The organism is Brevibacillus borstelensis (assembly GCF_036700025.1).
Classification (GTDB): Bacteria; Bacillota; Bacilli; order Brevibacillales; family Brevibacillaceae; genus Brevibacillus; species Brevibacillus borstelensis.
Window position 1 is genome coordinate 2,059,720 of the sequence record NZ_CP144922.1, and the last position, 16,748, is coordinate 2,076,467.

Sequence of the window (16,748 nt, forward strand, 5' to 3'; positions counted from 1 at the left end):
AGCACAGACAGTTGCACCGGCATTGTTCAAGGCGACAAAAGAGCTGTCAGTCTTTCCTTGCTCACACCGAATCGACAATCGTAATGCTCATGAAGTCTTTGCTGTACAGGTCCATCTCATAGGGCGCGGCCACGGGAGAGCCGTCTGCTTCCCGGAGAATCCGGATCGTCGGCCGGTTTACAGCCAACGGGTTCACTGCAGACACGACACCGATCTGCCCAGTATTGAGAGTGACAGTCGAGGCGATCGGATATATCGCGACATGCTGCAAAAACAGCTTGACCAATTCCAGATCGAACATGCTGTTCCCGGCAGCAAACAGCAGCTCAATCGCCTCGCTCGGAGAGTAGCTGTCCCGGTAAGGGCGCTTCGAAATCAGAGCATCGAACACATCTGCGATCGCCACTATTTGCGCGTATTCATGGATTTGCTTGTCGGCCAGTTGGCGCGGATAGCCTGTTCCGTCGTAGCGTTCATGATGCTGAAGAGCGCAGTGGGCAGACAGGAGCGAGATGTTGTACTGGTTCCGCAGCAAATTGAAACCATCCTCGGTGTGATAGCGGATCCGCTGCTTCTCCTCGTCATTCAGCCTCGTCCGCTTGTTCCATAATTCTTTTGGCAGCTGGGTCATCCCGATATCAAACAGAAGCGCGCCAATTCCCAGCTCCATCAATTGCTGCTGGTTGTACCCTTTGGCCAGCCCGATAATTCCGGCGAGCACGGACACATTGACGGCGTGATGAAAAAAGTACCCGTCCAAGACATGCAGGCTGCAAAGGTTGACCAGGATGTCGCGGCGGCTGCTCAGATCAGTCAGGATTTCGCCAAAAACCTTTTGAAAGGCAAGTCCCAAATCAGGGACAGAGGTGCGCCGCTTCAGGACGGTGTTCTCCATTAAGCCGGTCATGGTGGCGTAGACGGCATCGACTGCGTGTTTGCGCGTTTCATCTCGAATGGCGTCTTCCGGGACAATGTCATCTGTATGCTTGTCTTCGATATAGAGAATATCAATACCCATGTTGATCAGGCGCTGAATGTACCGATCCGTCAGTTGGACACCTTTTCCCAAAAGGACATTGCCATTTTCCAAAAAGATCGTTTTGGCGATGATTTCTCCCGGCTTTGCAGAGTGGATGCTTACTTTTCTCACAAATGAGGACTCCTGTCTCTTGGCTTACATACAAAAAGTTCTGAAAGAAGAACCAGTTTGAATAGTAAAAATATAGCACAAAAGACAGGGTGTTCGAAACCTGTTTGTCAGAAAAGGAGGACTTTTTATCCGTGAAAAAAGACGTGTTTTTTACTGTCCGGCTGTCAGATTGCGGTCTGAACGAGTAAACCAGCGGAAGGGATTGAGAGACCAGCGGGGTTGATGCCTGTCCAGCCGCTCCTTTCTGCGTGTCAACCGCTGCTGCATCAAGTCCATTTCAAAGGTGACCCGCCTCATTTCAAGACGCAGAGACTCCTGCATTTCCTCGATGTCGGCCATTTTTTGCAGAATGGTGGACTGTAGCTGGTTCATCGTAGAGAGCTGGGCCAGCTCCTGCTGAAATTGGACGATGGCCTCCGATACGGTCATTTCCATTTCCTGTACGGAGTGCGAAAGCGCATTTGGCCCGGAAACAGACAGAGCCTGTCCGTCAGCGGCAGCCACCTCGCTTTCCGCAGCCATGCACTCCGTAATTTTGCCTTCCTCTATCATTTGTCGCTGTATCTCGCGCAAAGAGTGGTTTCCCTCGTCTTTTCTCTGCTTCACCTCACTCAGCAGGGCAAATCCAGCCTCGCTGATCAGGTAGTGACCCTGCGGATTTTTCAGCCGCTCCTGAGCCGGAACGAACATTTCCAGCCAATTTCTCAGCGTCCGCACATGAACATCCAATCGATCTGCGACTTCTTTGGAAGCCATCCAAACTTGCACATCCATTCGAATCACTCCTTTTCCCCTTCAGGTATTCCCGGTGGCCTCATTATAGCACCATTTTTTCCCGGAAAAAGCTTGTCGACAAAGGTTCTAAAAACTAGTGCTAATTCGGCTAATTCGGACAGGCTGACGCACTTTGTCGAGACACATAATGACCCGGACAGGCGCGTAGAATGGAAGGGATACACCCGGTAGAAGGGAAGGCGGTCTCATGCAGCCAGTCATCCTTGTCGTCCTGCTGAGTGCCGCGGCGGCAAGCAGCATTGGCGGGTTTTTGCTCTGTTTGCGGTCATGGTCCGAAAAGTCGCTCTTTGCAATGATCAGCGCAGGAGCGGGCTTGCTTCTGGCGATTACCCTGCTTGATTTGCTTCCCCATACACTGCATGTGGGAAGCGGGCGGGTGATGCCGTTTGTCCTGATTGGCTTTTCCTGCTTGTTTTTGCTCGATTGGATGGGGCATGCGGGTGAAAATAACACGAGAGCGATGGGGTCAGCCCGGATCATCGGAGTTTTGTCCGGATTTTTGCTTCACTCGTATGTGGAGGGAATCTCGATTTTGGCAAGCTTCTGGATGGACGAGCGACTGGGATGGTCCGTGCTGTTTGCCATGCTTTTGCATAAAGTGCCGGATGGGGTAACCGTTGCCTCCTTGCTGCTGGCTGTCACGCGTTCGCGGAAAAAGGCTTTTTGGGGAGCGGCGGGGCTGGGGGCGGCTACTCTGGCAGGGGCCCTGAGTTTTCAGATCGCGGAGCCTTTTTTGCAAGAAGGCTGGGTCCCTGTGATGATGGCGCTGACAACAGGCGTTTTTCTCTACGTCTCGGCCAGCCATCTGGTGCCGTTTATCCTCCACGAGCGAAAAGGAGGACAGGGACTGTTCTTTTTTGCCGGGATGGTGGCTTATCTTTTGCTGATGACATTTTTTCACAGCAATGCGCACCTGCATGCATAAACACGTTTCCTGCTTGTTAGTCTAAGAACATGCTTTTTGCAGCATGTATCGATCTTCGAAAGGAGAGAAGGAAACGTGGAGAACAAACAGCCTATGTCCGATACGGAAGAGATGGCAAACATGCAGGCGGAATTCCCGGCAACCGGAACACCGCTGAATCCCGTCGAAGAGGCTTGGGCGTTTACCAATTCCGCTGCCGCCCCTGTCGATGACCTCGCTCGAGCCATGCAGCAGGGAGAGTAGCCTTTTGCTTGGCCCCTTTTGCGTGTTTTGTTCCTAAATTTGCTCGTAACCGCAGACAAGATCGGTTATAATGGCAGGGAAATACGTAGGAAGGGGCCGATACATAATGAATACCATGCTTGCAGGAAAAAATATCGTGATCATGGGTGTCGCCAACCACCGCAGCATCGCCTGGGGAATCGCCCAATCCCTGAGCAAAGCGGGAGCCAATCTGATTTTTACGTATCAGGGAGAGCGCCTGCGCGAAAACGTGGCGAAGCTGACGGAAGAGCTGGAACAAGAATCGCTCTTGATCAACTGTGACGTGACCAAGGACGATGAAGTAGAAGCCGCTTTTGCCCAAATCAAGGAAAAAGTCGGCGTCATTCACGGCTTGGCGCACTGCATCGCGTTTGCCAGAACGGAGGAGCTGGAAGGCGAGTTTGTCAATACCTCCCGTGACGGCTACGCCCTTGCCCAAGACATCAGCGCATACTCGCTGGTCGCTGTCGCCCGCGCTGCTCGTCCGCTGATGACGGAGGGCGGAAGCATCGTAACGTTGACGTACCTCGGCGGCGAGCGCGTGGTGCCCAATTACAACGTCATGGGTGTGGCGAAGGCCGCGCTGGACGCTTCTGTTCGCTACCTGGCGGGCGATCTGGGCAAAGAAAACATCCGCGTCAATGCCATCTCTGCGGGTCCGATCCGCACACTCGCGGCAAAGGGCATTCGCAACTTCAACAGCGTACTGAAAGAGATCGAGGAAAGAGCGCCGCTGCGCCGCACCATCGATCAATCAGAGGTAGGGGACACGGCATTGTTCCTGATGAGCCATCTGTCCCGCGGAATCACCGGCGAAATCATTCACGTGGATGCCGGCTACAACATCATGGGCAAATAAAACACAGTTTCACCCCCCGAAACGACGGACACTTTCATCCGATATCGGGGGGTTTTTTGTCGTTTGTTTTTTGCCGTTCGTTTCTTGTTGTTCGTTTTTGCGGTTTGTTTTTCGGCATAGAGATTCTTTTGGCTGTGGTTTTTGCCTGAAGTCGCTTATGGGGTAGTTGCCATCCGTTTTGCACTTGGATCGCGGCGGCTTGTGAAATCAGTGCCACTCGTGCTCCTTTTGCCACTCCTGCAAAAAGCGGCAGAATGCATTGGCTGCCGGAGTGAGAAGGTGGTTCCGGGAAAGCGCGATTCCCGTAATTTTGGTGAAAGGCTTTTTCAGCCGGACGACGGCGATGCGGGAGCGGGGAAAGCACTTGGCGACCCGATGGGTAAATAGGGCCACGCCCATGCCCTCTTCGACGAGTCCGCAAATCGTTTCAACCTGACTGCTCTCGACAATGATGGTCGGCGTAAAGCCGGCCTCTTCGCATGCGTGCTCACAAATGTTGCGCATGAAATGGCTTGCCTTGATCGCAAGGAAGGGCTCGCCAGCAGCTTCGCTCAAATCGATTTTTTTGCGCTGGGCAAGCGGATGATAGTGGCTTGTCACCAGCACCAATTGGTCCTCAAGCAAGGGAAGGAAGTGAATGTGTTCATCCGTATCGTGATGCAGGGAAAAGGTAGTGAGGGCCAGGTCAATGTCCCCGGCATGCAGCCACTGAAGAAGATGGTCGCTGGTCGCTTCGCGTATCTCCAGATCAATTCCGGGGTAGGACTTGCGAAAACCGGCGATAGCGGGGGTCAGTCCGAGATAGCCGAGGATCGGTACGGCTCCGATCGTGACCTTCCCCCGCTCCAGTGTCCGGTGGGCCTGCATCGCTTGCTTGACGCGCTCTACCTCCCCGATGATCCGCTTGGCGTATTGGACGAATTCCAAGCCCGCAGGAGTAGGCTGAATGCTGCGGGTGGTTCGCTCGAAAAGAACGATTCCGAGCTCTTCTTCCAGCTTTCTGATCTGTTGGGAGAGGGCAGATTGAGAGATGGAAATTGCTTCGGCGGCTCGTGAAAAATGGCGATGTTTCTCCACGGCCAGGACATATTCAAACTGGTGGAGTTCCATAGGGCAAGTCTCCTTTGATTTATTAGTCCTAGTTATTAACTGTATCGGAAAGATCGATTGAACGAATAAACAAATATTTTGTAAATTTGGGACAAATCAAATTCACTCAAAAGGAGACAGACAGATGCAAAGAAAGCTAACCTTTGATGTCGCTGTAGTGGGAGGTGGCGCGGCCGGTGTCGGGGCAGCCGTAGGGGCGGCTCAGACTGGGGCAAGGACGATCCTGATCGACCGCAACCCGTACTTTGGAGGTGCGGCGACTCACAGCTCTGTATTGACCTACTGCGGTTTTTTTACGCAGGGAGAGCCGCCTGAGCAAATTGTCGGCGGCGTTGGCCAAAACGTCCTGAACCACCTCGCCCGCTTGGGCATGTATGAAGGCCCGAGGCGAACAGCGCGTACAGGAACTGTAATCGTTCTGCTCGATCCCGAAGTGACCAAGCTGGCGCTGGACCGCTGTGTGACGGAAGCGGGGGTGGAGCCTTTGCTGCACGCTCAAGTGATTGGAGCGGAGACGAGCGGAGGGAGGATTTCCGCCATTCAATGCGTGGATCATGCCGGTATGTTCACGATTGAAGCATCCGCTTTTGTCGATGCCAGCGGGGAAGGCGATCTGGCAAGTCTGTCGGGAGGGGAAGTCATCTTTGGAAACGCGGAAGGCCATTTGCAGTCAGCCACGCTGATGATCCGGATCGGCGGAGTAGCAGCTGACGCGCATGCTCATCCTCTGCAGGTAGAGCAGGCCGTTCTGAAAGGAAAAGCGGATGGAATCGAGGGGCTGACCAAGGAGCTGGGAACGATCGTCCGCATGCCCGGAGGAAATCAGGATGTACTCGCGATCCTGTGCGATGAAGAGGTAAACGGACTGGAAGCGGGCAGCATGACCAAGGCTGAGCTGTCCGGCAGACGGCAGGCATGGGCTTATTTGGAAGCATTCAAAAGGTACCTGCCCGGTTTTGAAAGCGCCTACTTGGTGCAGACTGGCCCGCAGATCGGTATCAGGGAGACGAGACATATCGTGGGGGAATACACGCTGACCGGGGACGACGTGCTCCAGGCGAGACGGCAAGCCGATGCAATCGCCCGCGGCGGCTGGCCGGTAGAGCTGCACCCGGAACCGGGAAAGCCCAACGTCTGGCATGAGATCAAGGACAAGTCTTTTTACGATATTCCACTCCGCTCGCTCAAGGTCAAAGGCGTTGGCAATCTGTGGGCCGCAGGCCGGATCATCGATTGTGATCCGCTGGCGTTCGCTTCCGCCCGTGTCATGGGAACGGCGTTTGCAACGGGACAGGCTGCGGGTGTGGCAGCGGCGCTTCACGGACAGCAGGGCGCAAGTGACTACCAGTCGGTACGCTCCGAATTGCTCCGCCAGGAAGCGATTTTATAAAAAAACATACTGTTAATGCGTTATAGTTAGGTAAGTAATAAATTTAACTCTACTAAAAAAGTTTGAGAGAATGAAATGGAGTGATACAAAATGAACGAACGAAGATGGCAGATGGGCGTTTTGCTCATCGTATGGATGGCTTTTCTCTTCTCTTTTGTGGACAGGCTGTCCTGGCCGCCGATCATGCCGCTCGCTTCCCAGGATCTGGGGCTGTCCAAGGCAGAAGCGGGCAGCTACATGACCGCCTTTTACATCGGCTACGTGATCACGCAACTGCCTGGCGGATTGCTCACCGACCGGTTTGGCTATCGCAAAGTGCTGCTGGGCTCGTTTTTCGTTATGGGTCTGTTTACGGTTTCGATGGGATTGATCAATAGCTATCATACAGGCTTTGCTATGAGGGTCCTGGCCGGACTTGGTTCAGGGGCGGTATTTTCCGCATGTGTGCGGGCCATCTTTGACTGGTTCCCGGCAAAGGGACGGGGAACCGCGATGGGCTTTTTTATGACCGCCTCCTCCCTGGGGGTATCGGTAGTAAACATGTTTGTACCGACAGTTGCCAACAGCTATAGCTGGAAAACGGCCTTTTTCGTAGCTGGTGCTTTGCCGCTGCTGGGACTTGTTCTCGGATACTTTTTCCTGCGGGAAAAGACCTCTGCCGCCGAGCAGCGGGCACAGGCGGAATCCTCTGCTGCGTTCTGGAAAGACGTCGCCCATTTGTTTAAAAACCGCAATCTGATGGTTACCGGATTCGCCGGATTTTGCGCGATGTGGGCCACATGGGGCACGGCAACCTGGGCCAACACGTACATGAACAAAGGCTTGGGCATCTCCCTCGTAGAAGCAGGTGTAATCATGTCGATTTACGGAGTAACCGCTCTACTGTGCAAGCCGGTCATCGGGATCTTGTCGGATGTGTTGAAGGTAAAACGGAAAACCTTGCTCTTTATCGTTCTCTTCTTGTTTGGTCCGGTGCTGATGTGGTTTGCGATGACAACTAGTGCCAGCATGCTCTATGTGGTTGCGGCGATTCTCGGCGTGGCTGCCTTTGTCTACAGCCCGATCATGAACAATTACATCGGCGAATTGGTCCCGCGCCGACTTGTCGGGACCGCGACAGGCTTTGTCAACACGATCTGGCAGCTGGGCTCGCTCATCTCGCCGCTTGCCGTCGGCGCCGTACTCGATGCGACAAACAGCTATTTCTTTGCATTTTTAACGCTGGCGATCGGTCCCTTGCTAGGGGCGTTCATCATCCTGCTGGTAAAAGAAGAAGCCGCAGCCGACGGGCTTGAACCGGGACAGGCCAAACGGGCTGGTGCATAATTCCATGATCGATAAGGTTTTGGCAAGCATGCCTACATTGTCCCTGCTGTTTCCGAAGGCCACTGTGGCTCTTGCAGATTTGACGCACATCAGGTACTACAGAGAAGGAGAGATCCACCTTGGCTTGACTGTCGACCATGAAGTGAATAGGCAATCCATTACGTACAAGACCCTCGAAGGGGGGCAGTCGATCCGCCAGACAGTCCCGCGAGAGTCATCCCGATTTGGCATCGCGTTTCACGCTATAAGCGTGCCTGTCAGAGATGAGGAGGGAGTGCTGAAGGGAGCCTTGACGCTGATCCTCTCCAGTGACCGGGAAGAGAGGACAGCCGTCTTGTCCGAGGAGCTGGCTGCGTCCGTCGAGCAAATGACATCGTGGGCGCAAAATATAGCGGCTACAGCTCAACAGCTCGCCAGCTCCATTGTAGAGATCAACACCAACTGCGAGACGGTGGTCCATGCCGTCGAGGAGAATGCCAAGGTCGTGGATATCGTCCGCTCCATCGCTAATCAAAGCAATCTCCTGGGGCTGAATGCATCCATCCAGGCAGCCCATGCCGGCCAGCACGGCCGCACCTTTGGCGTCGTGGCGGGAGAGATCCGAGCGCTTGCAGAACAGTCTCGCCATTCCGCTGAGAATATTTTGCAAGGCATGAACGATATGAAGCAAAAGGTGGCGACGGTGCTGAAAAAGGTGGAGGAAGAATCGGCCGCTACGCAGGAAATGGCCGCGAGCATTGAACAGATCAATGCGGCCTTGCTGTCGCTGGAGGAAATGGCAAACAGGCTGAAAGAGCTGGCGAAATTTCAATAACGGCCTTCAATAACGGCCTATAATAAAGGCCTTCCAACAGCCTTTAATAACCTCCCGCGATGAATAAAAGGCTCCCGTCATCCGCATGCTAGAAGCAAACATGCGGAAGGGAGCCTTTGCCTTGTTTCCGATCATTACGAATATGGAAGAATTTCTGATCCACATGGGCGGCGGCATCGACCGTTTATCGGCCCATTTCGGAGATGAACCGGGAGGGCCTGGTTTTTCGTCCGAAGCGCTCGCGGGGGATTCCGACACTCAAGGAGTATCTGGCCCTTGTAATGGCGACGTACAGTAATCTCCGCTCTTCCTCAAGGGAGGCATTGTTTCCTTTTCTCACGGCGTCCAGCGCGTATTCATGAGGAAGGGAGCCTTCAACGAGATCAGGCAGAAAGACGTGGTCGAACTCCAGTCCTTTTGCCCGGTGAATGCTCAAGACGTGTACTCCTTCCCCAGGGAGTGGCTGAACCTCGCGCCACTCCTTTTCCTGTTGGACCATCCGGTCGATGTACTGGAGAAATCCGCCTACGCTATCGTGTCGTTTGGCTGCCGCAATCAGCTGCTGCAGCTCCTCGCTCCAGCGTTCCCGGCCGCCATCCCGCTCTTTTGCCCGCTTTTTCAGGTAATCTCGCAGCTTGCCGTCTTCGCATATGAGCTCCAGCGCCTGGGCCGGCGGACACGAAGCGCAGGCTGCCAGTATCTCGGTGATCGTTTTCAGAGCCTTGCGTTGAAACGGCTTCCAGTGGTTCATTCCAGGCAGCACGTGCAGGATCGGGACATCCTCCAGGATCGCTTGACTGCGAACAGCGTTCCACATCTCCTGGGAAATATAGAGCGTTGGCAGAATTTCTTTCAATGCCGCCGAATCGTCAGGGTCAAGCGACAAGCGCAAGTAAGCCAGTGCCCAGCGAACGGTTTGCCGCTGGTAGAACGATTCCTCCTCCTGCGAGTAGTGAAAGGGAATGCCGGCTTCGCTCAATCTCTCCAGAATAGGGCGGGCTGACTCATTCGTCCGGTAAAGCACCGCGCATTCTCCCACTGGTGTGCCTTCGCGGATGCGGTGGCTGATCTCGTCTACGATCCGGGCCGCTTGCTCCTCTTCGTCGTCCGGCTCGAACAGATACGTTTCGCCTTCTTCGGAGTGAAAGGAAAGGCAGTCCTTTTGCCAGCGGGCCCGATTGTGGCCGATCAGCGAAAAGCCGAGCCCGACGATAGCGGAGCGGGAACGGTAGTTCACTTCCAGTGTAATTGTTTTCGCCTGGGGAAAATCTTTTGTAAAACCGAGTATGTATTGCGGGTCGCTCCCGCGAAAGCCGTAGATCGACTGGTCGTCATCGCCGATCACGCACAGGTTGTTCTGCGGCGCTGCCAGCAGCTTGACCGTCTCGTACTGGATGCGGTTGATGTCCTGAAACTCGTCGATCATCACGTGCGTGATCCGTTCCTGATAGCGCTGCAAAATGTCGGGGTGATGGCGGAGCAGCTCGTAGCAGCCGATCAGCATGTCGTCGAAGTCAAACCAGCCCGTCCGTCTTTTCGCCTCTTCATAGTGAGGATAAAGGAGCTGGGCCAGCCGTTCGGCATCATCGTTTGCCTCCCGCAATCCGGCTTGCTGGGGCAGGAGGTATTCGTTTTTCCAGCGGCTGATGACCGCCAGCGCGTCCATCACTTCATTTTCTTTGCGCGGTCCGATTTCCGCGTGCATGTTCATTGCATTGCTTTCGCGCAGGAGCCGCCACTTTTGCCAGTCCTTTTTCAGCAGTCTTTGCTGATCCCAACGCTCCGGCTGATGAAACAGAAGCATCCGGTAAAAAATGCTGTGGAACGTACCGGCAACAAGCTCCCGGGCCTGCTGCGCAGGGAGCTGGCGGGCCAGCCTGTGCTTGATCTCTTCAGCGGCCTTTGTCGTAAACGTCACGACCATGATCTGCCGTGGAGAAAGGCCGAGCTCGCGGATGAGATGGGAGGTCCGGGCCGTCATCACACGCGTCTTGCCGCTGCCTGCACCGGCCAGAATCAAAAGCGGCCCGTCGGTCGTAAGCATGGCCTCCCGCTGATGGGGGTGAAGCGGCTCGTCGTGGCGCTCAGCCAAATGCTCGATCGCCTTTTTGGGCACCAGCCTTTTGCGAAAAAGCGCCGGTTTGGGCTGAGCCGGGGGAGGGACTGTGACCGAGCCTGCTTCATGGATGGATCGCTTCTTTGGCAGGCGAAAGGCCCCTACTGTGATCGTGTCGTCTTCCTCGTCAGTTTGGCTCGCAGGAACTGCGGCGTCGTTTTGGAGGGTGGAAGCGACATTCGCAGTGGCGGAAGCGCCGTTTGCGGTAGCGGGAGTTCCGTTGGCAAAGGCAGAAACGCCATTCCCAGCGGTGGAAGCTCCAGCAGAAGATGCAGATTCAGCAGGCTGCGAATCAGCGCGTCCACGAGTCCTCGCACCATTATTGTCTGCTCCAGAAGTGGCGGCAATATCTACAGCCCCGCCAATAGCGGCTGCCCCTGTGCCCGAATGAGACAGCGCTTCCGTTGCCGCTGCCGTTTCCAAAGAAGCCGCAAAAGCAGCCTGAATGGCAGGCGGAGCTTCTGAAACGAGCCACTCGGCTGGAGGCTCGTCCAACGCTTCCCAATCGCAGGTGCTGCCCTCCGGATGCAAAAAGTGCGGATCAAAGCTTACACCGGCATACAGCCGAAGAGGTGCGCCGCATCGCAGACAGCGCACTTTTTCGCGCCGGGCGGCCAGGCGCCAAGCAGCAATCATCGAATATGTATCGGGTTGCAACCGGATCAACCGGTCGTCTAGCTGTGCAAATTTCATCATGACACCTCGAATGGAGAGGGTGTTGCGGATCGCTTCCGCACAATGAGGGAAAGAAGAAGTGCCCCCTGCGGGCAGGGGACACTTGCCTTATGTGTGTGACAGGTCAGGACTGGGCGTGCAGCAGGTAGTTGTCTTCGCTATCATCTGCCACCAGTTCTTCCTCGCTCAGATAGGAGATCCCGACTCGCGTGATACGGTGGTTCTCCAGCTCGGAAATCGTAAAAATGTAGTTTTGGTACTGCACCGATTTGCCTTCGGCTACTTCTTCATTCAGTTGGCTGTAGAGCCAGCCGGCAATCGTGTCTACCTCATCCGAGTGAATTTCTACAGATATATAGTCGTTCAACTCCGTCAACAGCGTTTTCCCGGACACGGACAGCTCGTTATTGGAGCTTTCGATGTCAGGACGCTCATTCTCGTCGAATTCATCCTGAATGTCCCCGACGATCTCCTCGAGGATATCCTCCATCGTGATCAGTCCGGCTGTTCCGCCGTACTCGTCGATGACGATCGCCATTTGCGACCGCCGCTTTTGCATGAGTCGCAGTACATGGCTGATTTCCATGGATTCCGGCACCGTCAAGAGCGGGCGGAGGAAATCCTTTAAATCGGCCTTTCCGTTGGTCAGGGCAGACAGGTAGAAATCCGAGATGTGGACAAAGCCGATCAACCGGTCTTTGTCTTCATGCGCGACCGGGAAACGCGAGTGACGGGAATCCCGCATAATTGCCAAATTTTCAGCAAAGGTATTGTCGTCGTACAGACAGACCATATCGATGCGAGGGATCATGATTTCCCTGGCGAGACGCTCCGAAAACTCGAAGACGTTGTCCACCAAAGCCATCTCCGTCTGATCGATATGACCGCTTTTGTGGCTTTGATTGACCAAAAGGCGAATCTCTTCTTCGGTATGCGCCAAATCCGTTTCAGTCGCAGGCTCAATCCCCAAGCGGCGGATAAAAAAGTTCGCCGTTCCGTTGAGCACCAAGATCAGCGGGTAGCTGAGCTTGTAGAAAACCATCAGCGGTCCAGCCGTCCAGAGAGAGGCGGCCTCCGCCTTTTGAATGGCCAGCGACTTGGGAGCGAGTTCTCCGAAGACGATGTGCATGAAGGTGATGATTCCAAAAGCGATCGCCAGCGAAACAGGGCTGACCAAATAGTTCGGCAGACCGAGTGAAACCATTACGGGTTCGACGTATTGGGATATAGCCGGTTCGCCAACCCAGCCCAAACCGAGCGATGCCAGGGTAATCCCGAGCTGGCAAGCCGACAGGTAGGCATCCAGCTGCTTCGTTACCTTCTGCGCATAGACAGCGGATTTGTTCCCTTCGCTCACCAGTTGGGCAAGACGGGTTTGACGCACTTTTACCAGCGAGAATTCTGCTGCTACAAAAAAACCGTTGAGCAGTACCAAAAACACAACGAGCAGCAGATTCAGAAGTATCTCCCCTATCGGACTCTCCAAGAAAGTCTCCACCCTTCCGCCGATGGGCGAAAGGAGGAGATTCACCTCCATTTGTTATTCTCGTTTTGCGCTTTCCTTTCAATGTACGAAAGCAAAGAGGGAAACATTCGATTTCATTATTAAAGGATAGTATACCAATAACGAAAGCAAACAGTCAAAACCATCCGATTTTATCCTGCAGTTTTGAGCAATTCCATACATACGCGGATTTCAGGGGACATAAAGATAATCGAGTAACCCTGTCCCTGGAGGCGAGAAGAATGGAATGGGTACAGAAGGGAGCGGCGATCCTTTTGGGGAGCATCGGGATAGCAGTCGGGGTAAACCTGTTTCTCGTCCCGCACCATTTGATGGACGGGGGGATGATCGGGATTGGCCTGTTGGCGACCTATTTTTTTCAATGGCCCCCGGGCCTGGTCATGATCGCTTGCAGCATACCTGTTTATGCGATGGTGTTTGCCTATGATCGTCCGTTGTTTTTTCAGAGCTTTCACGGAATGCTGATCGAAACGTTAATGATTGACGTATTTGCCCCGCTCAGAGCGTGGAATAACTGGACGCTCCCGACATCTGCGGTAATCGGAGGAGCGCTGATCGGAGCGGGGACCGGTCTCATGCTGGCGTACCAGACCAACACAGGGGGAACCGATCTGATCGCACAATTTTTGGCGCGGAGGTCAAAGGTGCCGGTAGCGTTGTATATCTTGATGATCGACGGAGTCATTGTCTCTATTTCGCTTCCCGCAATCGGGATCGAGCGCGCTGTTTTTTCCATGTGCACCATCATCGCAGTGGCCATTTTTACCCACGGTTTTTACAACATGCGATTCAAGAAGCCTCCATATGTCGTAATCGGGCCGCTCGGCAGGGAAGCTGGGCGCAGATGGAGAAACTAAGAAAAAACAGGAAGAAACGAGGGAGACAGATGGCACAGCATACGTTGGAGATGATCACCGAAACAGTCGGATACTTTCCCGGCAGCGTCAATATCGGGTTTGTCCAGGGAAAAACAGGCGCGATCCTGATTGATTCCGGGCTGGATACCCAGACAGCCAAAAAGATAAAGAAAGGGCTGGACGCGATCGCCCAGCCGCTAAGCGCAATTGTACAGACTCACGCCCATGCCGACCATTTTGGCGGCAATGCCTATCTGTTATCCTGTTGGCCAGCGGCACAGGTATACGCTCCGCCGCTGGAGGAAGCGATCATCCGCTATCCGCTGCTGGAGCCGATCTACCTGGGCATGGGAGCGCAGCCGTTGGATGAGCTGCGCAACAAATTTTTGCTCGCCGAAGCATCGCGCGTCGACCACCTCTTGCCCACAGAAGGCCGCGTAGAAATTGATGAGACCTGCTTTGAAGTCATCCCCCTTCCTGGACACAGCTGGAATCAGGTCGGACTGGCTGTCGATGGCATTTGCTTTAGCGCCGACAGCTTTCTCGGCGAGGAAACTTTGAAGAAGCACAAGCTGCCTTTTTTGGTCGATGCTCACGAAACCCTGCTAAGCTTAGTCAAGCTTTTGGAATCGAATTACCGCGGCTATTTGCCGGGTCACGGGCCATACACCACCACTCCGGAAGCGGTTTTGACGCAAAACATTCATTGTCATCGCAGGCTGTACGGGATGATCGAAGAAATTTTGTCGGAAGAGCGGACGCTGGAGCAAGCGCTGGCGCTCGTCTGTGAGCGTTTACAAATTTCCATTGAGAACGCGACGAGCTACGTGCTCTACCGTACCGCGCTGATGGGCTATTTCATTGGGTTGTTAAAGGAAGAGCGGATCCGGTACCGCTTTGCCGCAAATCAGTGGCTGTGGGGGAAACATGACGGCCTCGATAGGTAGTCCCCGATTTCAGCCAGCTTGTGCTCGGCGGCTTGGCGTATTTCCTTGGGAATAACGGAATACTCTTCTTGTTCGGTATGAAAGATCAGTTTTGCCTCAAGATAGGGGTGGCCCAATTTGACGGTCATCTCACCGGTGTGGGACGGCTTGCTCACAGGATTGGCGGGAATGCGGAGAAAATAAGAACTGCTGGTAGCGGAATCGTAAATAACGACATCATAGGTGGGGGTGTCCCCGCCAGATGGGGAAAAGCCCTGCTGCCGCAGCATCTTGTCGACAAAGGAAAGCGGCTGGACGACACCGGTCAGGTTTTTGCTCTTTAACCGCATGGACATCCTCCTTGGCATATGTAGTAAAAGCGTTTTGCCTAATCATATGTAGGGGAGTTCGGATTCAGAATGACAGACAAGGGGAAAGAAGGAGAGAAAACTTCCATGAACAAACGAGCGGATTTGCATACACACACCCGGGCTTCAGACGGCACATGCGAGCCGCATGAAAACGTGCGTCTGGCCGCCGAAGCGGGATTGGCTGCCGTGGCCATTACGGATCACGACACGGTTGCCGGCATTCCGGCAGCATTGGAAGCAGCCGGGCAGTTGGGACAAGCTGTTGAAGTCATTCCCGGCGTCGAGGTGAGCTCGCTGGCGCGCGGACAGGACATCCATGTGCTGGGGTATTTTATACCGTACGAGGACCAGGCTTTTCTCCAGAGGCTGTCCGGCCTGCGCGATACAAGACATGAGCGAAACAAGCTGATGATCGCTCGCCTGCAGGAGCTGGGCATACCGATCACGCTGGAAGGAGTCTACCGGCGCAAGTCAGGCGAAGATAAAAACATCGGACGGCCGCATATCGCGGAGGAGATGATCGAGCTGGGCGTGGTTCAGTCGATCGACGAAGCCTTTGCCGTTTATCTGGGGAAAGAGGGAAAGGCGTACGTCAACCCGCCGCGGATTACCCCTCAGGAGGCGATCACGCTGATCAAGGAAGCAGGCGGCGTCGCTGTGCTGGCCCATCCCGGGCTGTACGATGACGACGAGCTTGTGCAGGAGCTGATTGCGTTCGGTCTGGATGGCATCGAGGTGTGGCACCCGGACAACAGCCAGGAGCAAAGGGAGCAGTATCAGCGCTGGGCCGAGGCGCATGGTCTGGTCATGACCGGCGGCTCGGATTTCCACGGCTGGCGCGGCGAGGAGCCGTTTCACGCGATGCTTGGTACGCATACCGCGCCGTATGATGCGGTGGAAAGGCTGCGGGAGATTGCGGGTAAGCGGAAGAGGCAAGGGGAGTAGCGGCTTGTAGTGCTGACTTGAGGTACAAAGTTGTAGTACAGACTTGAAAAAAGAAAGGAAGCCCCCGCATCGGATGAGGATTCGTCCGTAAGCGGGGCTTGTTTTGTTTTGGGATCAAAGCGATTGTACGGATGCCAAGCTAGATCGCTTTTTCCATCGCGATGTGTTCAATTCCGGCTTCTTCAAACACTTCTCCTGCAGGAGTGTAGCCCAGCTTTTCGTAAAAGCGCTGCGCGTGGGTCTGTGCATTCAGCTTGAGGCGCTTGAAGCCTTGGCGGCGGGCAGTTTCCTCCATAGCGAGCATCAGCAGGCGTCCGAGCCCTGTGCCTCTCTCGCTTTGCAAAACAGCTACCCGCTCGATTTTGCCAACCTCGGGTGCGTACGGACGAAGACGGCTTGCTCCTACAGCCTGTTCTTCCTTATAAACGACAAAATGGATGGTTTCGGAGCCGATGCGGTCGTGCGAGTCAATCTCGATTTCCTCTGGAACCTGCTGCTCTTTAATGAAGACAGTGCGTCTTACTGAAAGAGCGTCTTGCATTTGCTTGTCAGTCTTGACCTCTTCGATTTGGTAGGGGCTCTTGGTTGAGGAGCTAGCCTCATGCGAGTCGTTCTTTTGGATTGGATTGTCTGTTTCGTTTGTTTGGTGGATTTTCGGTTCAGTCAATGGTTTTCTTCCTTTCATAGCGCTCGACGCGAT

The 16,748-nt window shown here is 54.4% G+C and carries 16 protein-coding genes; 9 read left to right on the top strand and 7 right to left on the bottom strand.

Features of this window, described 5'->3' with window-relative positions:
• Positions 1-61 precede the first annotated feature (61 nt).
• Both V5G20_RS09495 and V5G20_RS09500 read right to left on the bottom strand, forming a co-directional pair.
• Entirely contained in the window at positions 62-1,150 is a 1,089-nt protein-coding gene (locus V5G20_RS09495; RefSeq protein WP_003386640.1) for an HD-GYP domain-containing protein, read from the bottom strand.
• 150 nt (positions 1,151-1,300) lie between these two features.
• A complete protein-coding gene (locus tag V5G20_RS09500) occupies positions 1,301-1,924 on the bottom strand; it encodes a MerR family transcriptional regulator (protein WP_122958789.1) in 624 nt (207 codons plus the stop codon).
• Between the two features lie 208 nt (positions 1,925-2,132).
• Here V5G20_RS09500 and V5G20_RS09505 point away from each other — a divergent pair, with 208 nt between their 5' ends.
• The 3 genes from V5G20_RS09505 to fabI all read left to right on the top strand — a co-directional run bounded on the left by V5G20_RS09505 (position 2,133) and on the right by fabI (position 3,993).
• Positions 2,133-2,870, top strand: a complete 738-nt coding sequence (locus tag V5G20_RS09505; protein WP_003386637.1) for a ZIP family metal transporter — start codon at positions 2,133-2,135, stop codon at positions 2,868-2,870.
• A 75-nt stretch (positions 2,871-2,945) separates the two neighbouring features.
• Entirely contained in the window at positions 2,946-3,113 is a 168-nt protein-coding gene (locus V5G20_RS09510) for a hypothetical protein (protein ID WP_155808021.1), read from the top strand.
• A 106-nt stretch (positions 3,114-3,219) separates the two neighbouring features.
• The gene (gene fabI / locus V5G20_RS09515; RefSeq protein WP_003386635.1) at positions 3,220-3,993 is read left to right on the top strand and encodes an enoyl-ACP reductase FabI; all 774 of its coding nucleotides are present in this window, start codon (positions 3,220-3,222) and stop codon (positions 3,991-3,993) included.
• Between the two features lie 207 nt (positions 3,994-4,200).
• On the opposite strand, the gene V5G20_RS09520 is transcribed toward fabI, so the two are convergent.
• Positions 4,201-5,103 (bottom strand): LysR family transcriptional regulator, encoded by a 903-nt coding sequence (locus V5G20_RS09520; RefSeq protein WP_003386633.1) that lies wholly within the window; start codon positions 5,101-5,103, stop codon positions 4,201-4,203.
• Positions 5,104-5,227: 124 nt separating this feature from the next.
• Here V5G20_RS09520 and V5G20_RS09525 point away from each other — a divergent pair, with 124 nt between their 5' ends.
• The 3 genes from V5G20_RS09525 to V5G20_RS09535 all read left to right on the top strand — a co-directional run bounded on the left by V5G20_RS09525 (position 5,228) and on the right by V5G20_RS09535 (position 8,633).
• Positions 5,228-6,493, top strand: a complete 1,266-nt coding sequence (locus tag V5G20_RS09525; RefSeq protein ID WP_003386631.1) for an FAD-dependent oxidoreductase — start codon at positions 5,228-5,230, stop codon at positions 6,491-6,493.
• A gap of 90 nt (positions 6,494-6,583) precedes the next feature.
• Positions 6,584-7,819: an MFS transporter gene (locus V5G20_RS09530; protein ID WP_003386630.1), complete on the top strand. Its 1,236-nt coding sequence runs from the start codon at positions 6,584-6,586 to the stop codon at positions 7,817-7,819.
• A 4-nt stretch (positions 7,820-7,823) separates the two neighbouring features.
• Positions 7,824-8,633 (top strand): methyl-accepting chemotaxis protein, encoded by an 810-nt coding sequence (locus V5G20_RS09535; protein WP_003386628.1) that lies wholly within the window; start codon positions 7,824-7,826, stop codon positions 8,631-8,633.
• Between the two features lie 184 nt (positions 8,634-8,817).
• On the opposite strand, the gene V5G20_RS09540 is transcribed toward V5G20_RS09535, so the two are convergent.
• Both V5G20_RS09540 and V5G20_RS09545 read right to left on the bottom strand, forming a co-directional pair.
• On the bottom strand, positions 8,818-11,442 hold the full coding sequence (locus V5G20_RS09540; protein WP_338463461.1) for an ATP-dependent helicase: 2,625 nt from the start codon (positions 11,440-11,442) through the stop codon (positions 8,818-8,820).
• Between the two features lie 106 nt (positions 11,443-11,548).
• On the bottom strand, positions 11,549-12,961 hold the full coding sequence (locus tag V5G20_RS09545) for a hemolysin family protein (RefSeq protein ID WP_003386625.1): 1,413 nt from the start codon (positions 12,959-12,961) through the stop codon (positions 11,549-11,551).
• A gap of 209 nt (positions 12,962-13,170) precedes the next feature.
• On the opposite strand from V5G20_RS09545, the gene V5G20_RS09550 reads away from it, so the two are divergent.
• Both V5G20_RS09550 and V5G20_RS09555 read left to right on the top strand, forming a co-directional pair.
• Positions 13,171-13,806, top strand: coding sequence for a YitT family protein (locus V5G20_RS09550; protein WP_003386623.1), 636 nt, complete (start codon positions 13,171-13,173; stop codon positions 13,804-13,806).
• Between the two features lie 29 nt (positions 13,807-13,835).
• Positions 13,836-14,753, top strand: a complete 918-nt coding sequence (locus tag V5G20_RS09555; RefSeq protein WP_122958794.1) for an MBL fold metallo-hydrolase — start codon at positions 13,836-13,838, stop codon at positions 14,751-14,753.
• Here V5G20_RS09555 and V5G20_RS09560 read toward each other — a convergent pair.
• The gene (locus V5G20_RS09560; RefSeq protein WP_024985103.1) at positions 14,714-15,082 is read right to left on the bottom strand and encodes a hypothetical protein; all 369 of its coding nucleotides are present in this window, start codon (positions 15,080-15,082) and stop codon (positions 14,714-14,716) included. The genes V5G20_RS09555 and V5G20_RS09560 overlap by 40 nt on opposite strands.
• Before the next feature lie 105 nt (positions 15,083-15,187).
• Here V5G20_RS09560 and V5G20_RS09565 point away from each other — a divergent pair, with 105 nt between their 5' ends.
• On the top strand, positions 15,188-16,048 hold the full coding sequence (locus tag V5G20_RS09565; RefSeq protein ID WP_024985104.1) for a PHP domain-containing protein: 861 nt from the start codon (positions 15,188-15,190) through the stop codon (positions 16,046-16,048).
• A 139-nt stretch (positions 16,049-16,187) separates the two neighbouring features.
• Here V5G20_RS09565 and V5G20_RS09570 read toward each other — a convergent pair whose 3' ends face one another.
• The gene (locus V5G20_RS09570; protein ID WP_003386618.1) at positions 16,188-16,715 is read right to left on the bottom strand and encodes a GNAT family N-acetyltransferase; all 528 of its coding nucleotides are present in this window, start codon (positions 16,713-16,715) and stop codon (positions 16,188-16,190) included.
• Between the last annotated feature and the right edge of the window lie 33 nt (positions 16,716-16,748).

Bases quoted from the DNA above. Each gene is read 5' to 3' on its own strand.
- V5G20_RS09500 (WP_122958789.1), bottom strand. From the start codon at position 1,924: ATGGATGTGCAAGTTTGGATGGCTTCCAAAGAAGTCGCAGATCGATTG.
- V5G20_RS09505 (WP_003386637.1), top strand. From the start codon at position 2,133: ATGCAGCCAGTCATCCTTGTCGTCCTGCTGAGTGCCGCGGCGGCAAGC.
- fabI (WP_003386635.1), top strand. From the start codon at position 3,220: ATGAATACCATGCTTGCAGGAAAAAATATCGTGATCATGGGTGTCGCC.
- V5G20_RS09520 (WP_003386633.1), bottom strand. From the start codon at position 5,103: ATGGAACTCCACCAGTTTGAATATGTCCTGGCCGTGGAGAAACATCGC.
- V5G20_RS09525 (WP_003386631.1), top strand. From the start codon at position 5,228: ATGCAAAGAAAGCTAACCTTTGATGTCGCTGTAGTGGGAGGTGGCGCG.
- V5G20_RS09530 (WP_003386630.1), top strand. From the start codon at position 6,584: ATGAACGAACGAAGATGGCAGATGGGCGTTTTGCTCATCGTATGGATG.
- V5G20_RS09535 (WP_003386628.1), top strand. From the start codon at position 7,824: ATGATCGATAAGGTTTTGGCAAGCATGCCTACATTGTCCCTGCTGTTT.
- V5G20_RS09540 (WP_338463461.1), bottom strand. From the start codon at position 11,442: ATGAAATTTGCACAGCTAGACGACCGGTTGATCCGGTTGCAACCCGAT.
- V5G20_RS09545 (WP_003386625.1), bottom strand. From the start codon at position 12,961: ATGGAGGTGAATCTCCTCCTTTCGCCCATCGGCGGAAGGGTGGAGACT.
- V5G20_RS09550 (WP_003386623.1), top strand. From the start codon at position 13,171: ATGGAATGGGTACAGAAGGGAGCGGCGATCCTTTTGGGGAGCATCGGG.
- V5G20_RS09555 (WP_122958794.1), top strand. From the start codon at position 13,836: ATGGCACAGCATACGTTGGAGATGATCACCGAAACAGTCGGATACTTT.
- V5G20_RS09560 (WP_024985103.1), bottom strand. From the start codon at position 15,082: ATGCGGTTAAAGAGCAAAAACCTGACCGGTGTCGTCCAGCCGCTTTCC.
- V5G20_RS09565 (WP_024985104.1), top strand. From the start codon at position 15,188: ATGAACAAACGAGCGGATTTGCATACACACACCCGGGCTTCAGACGGC.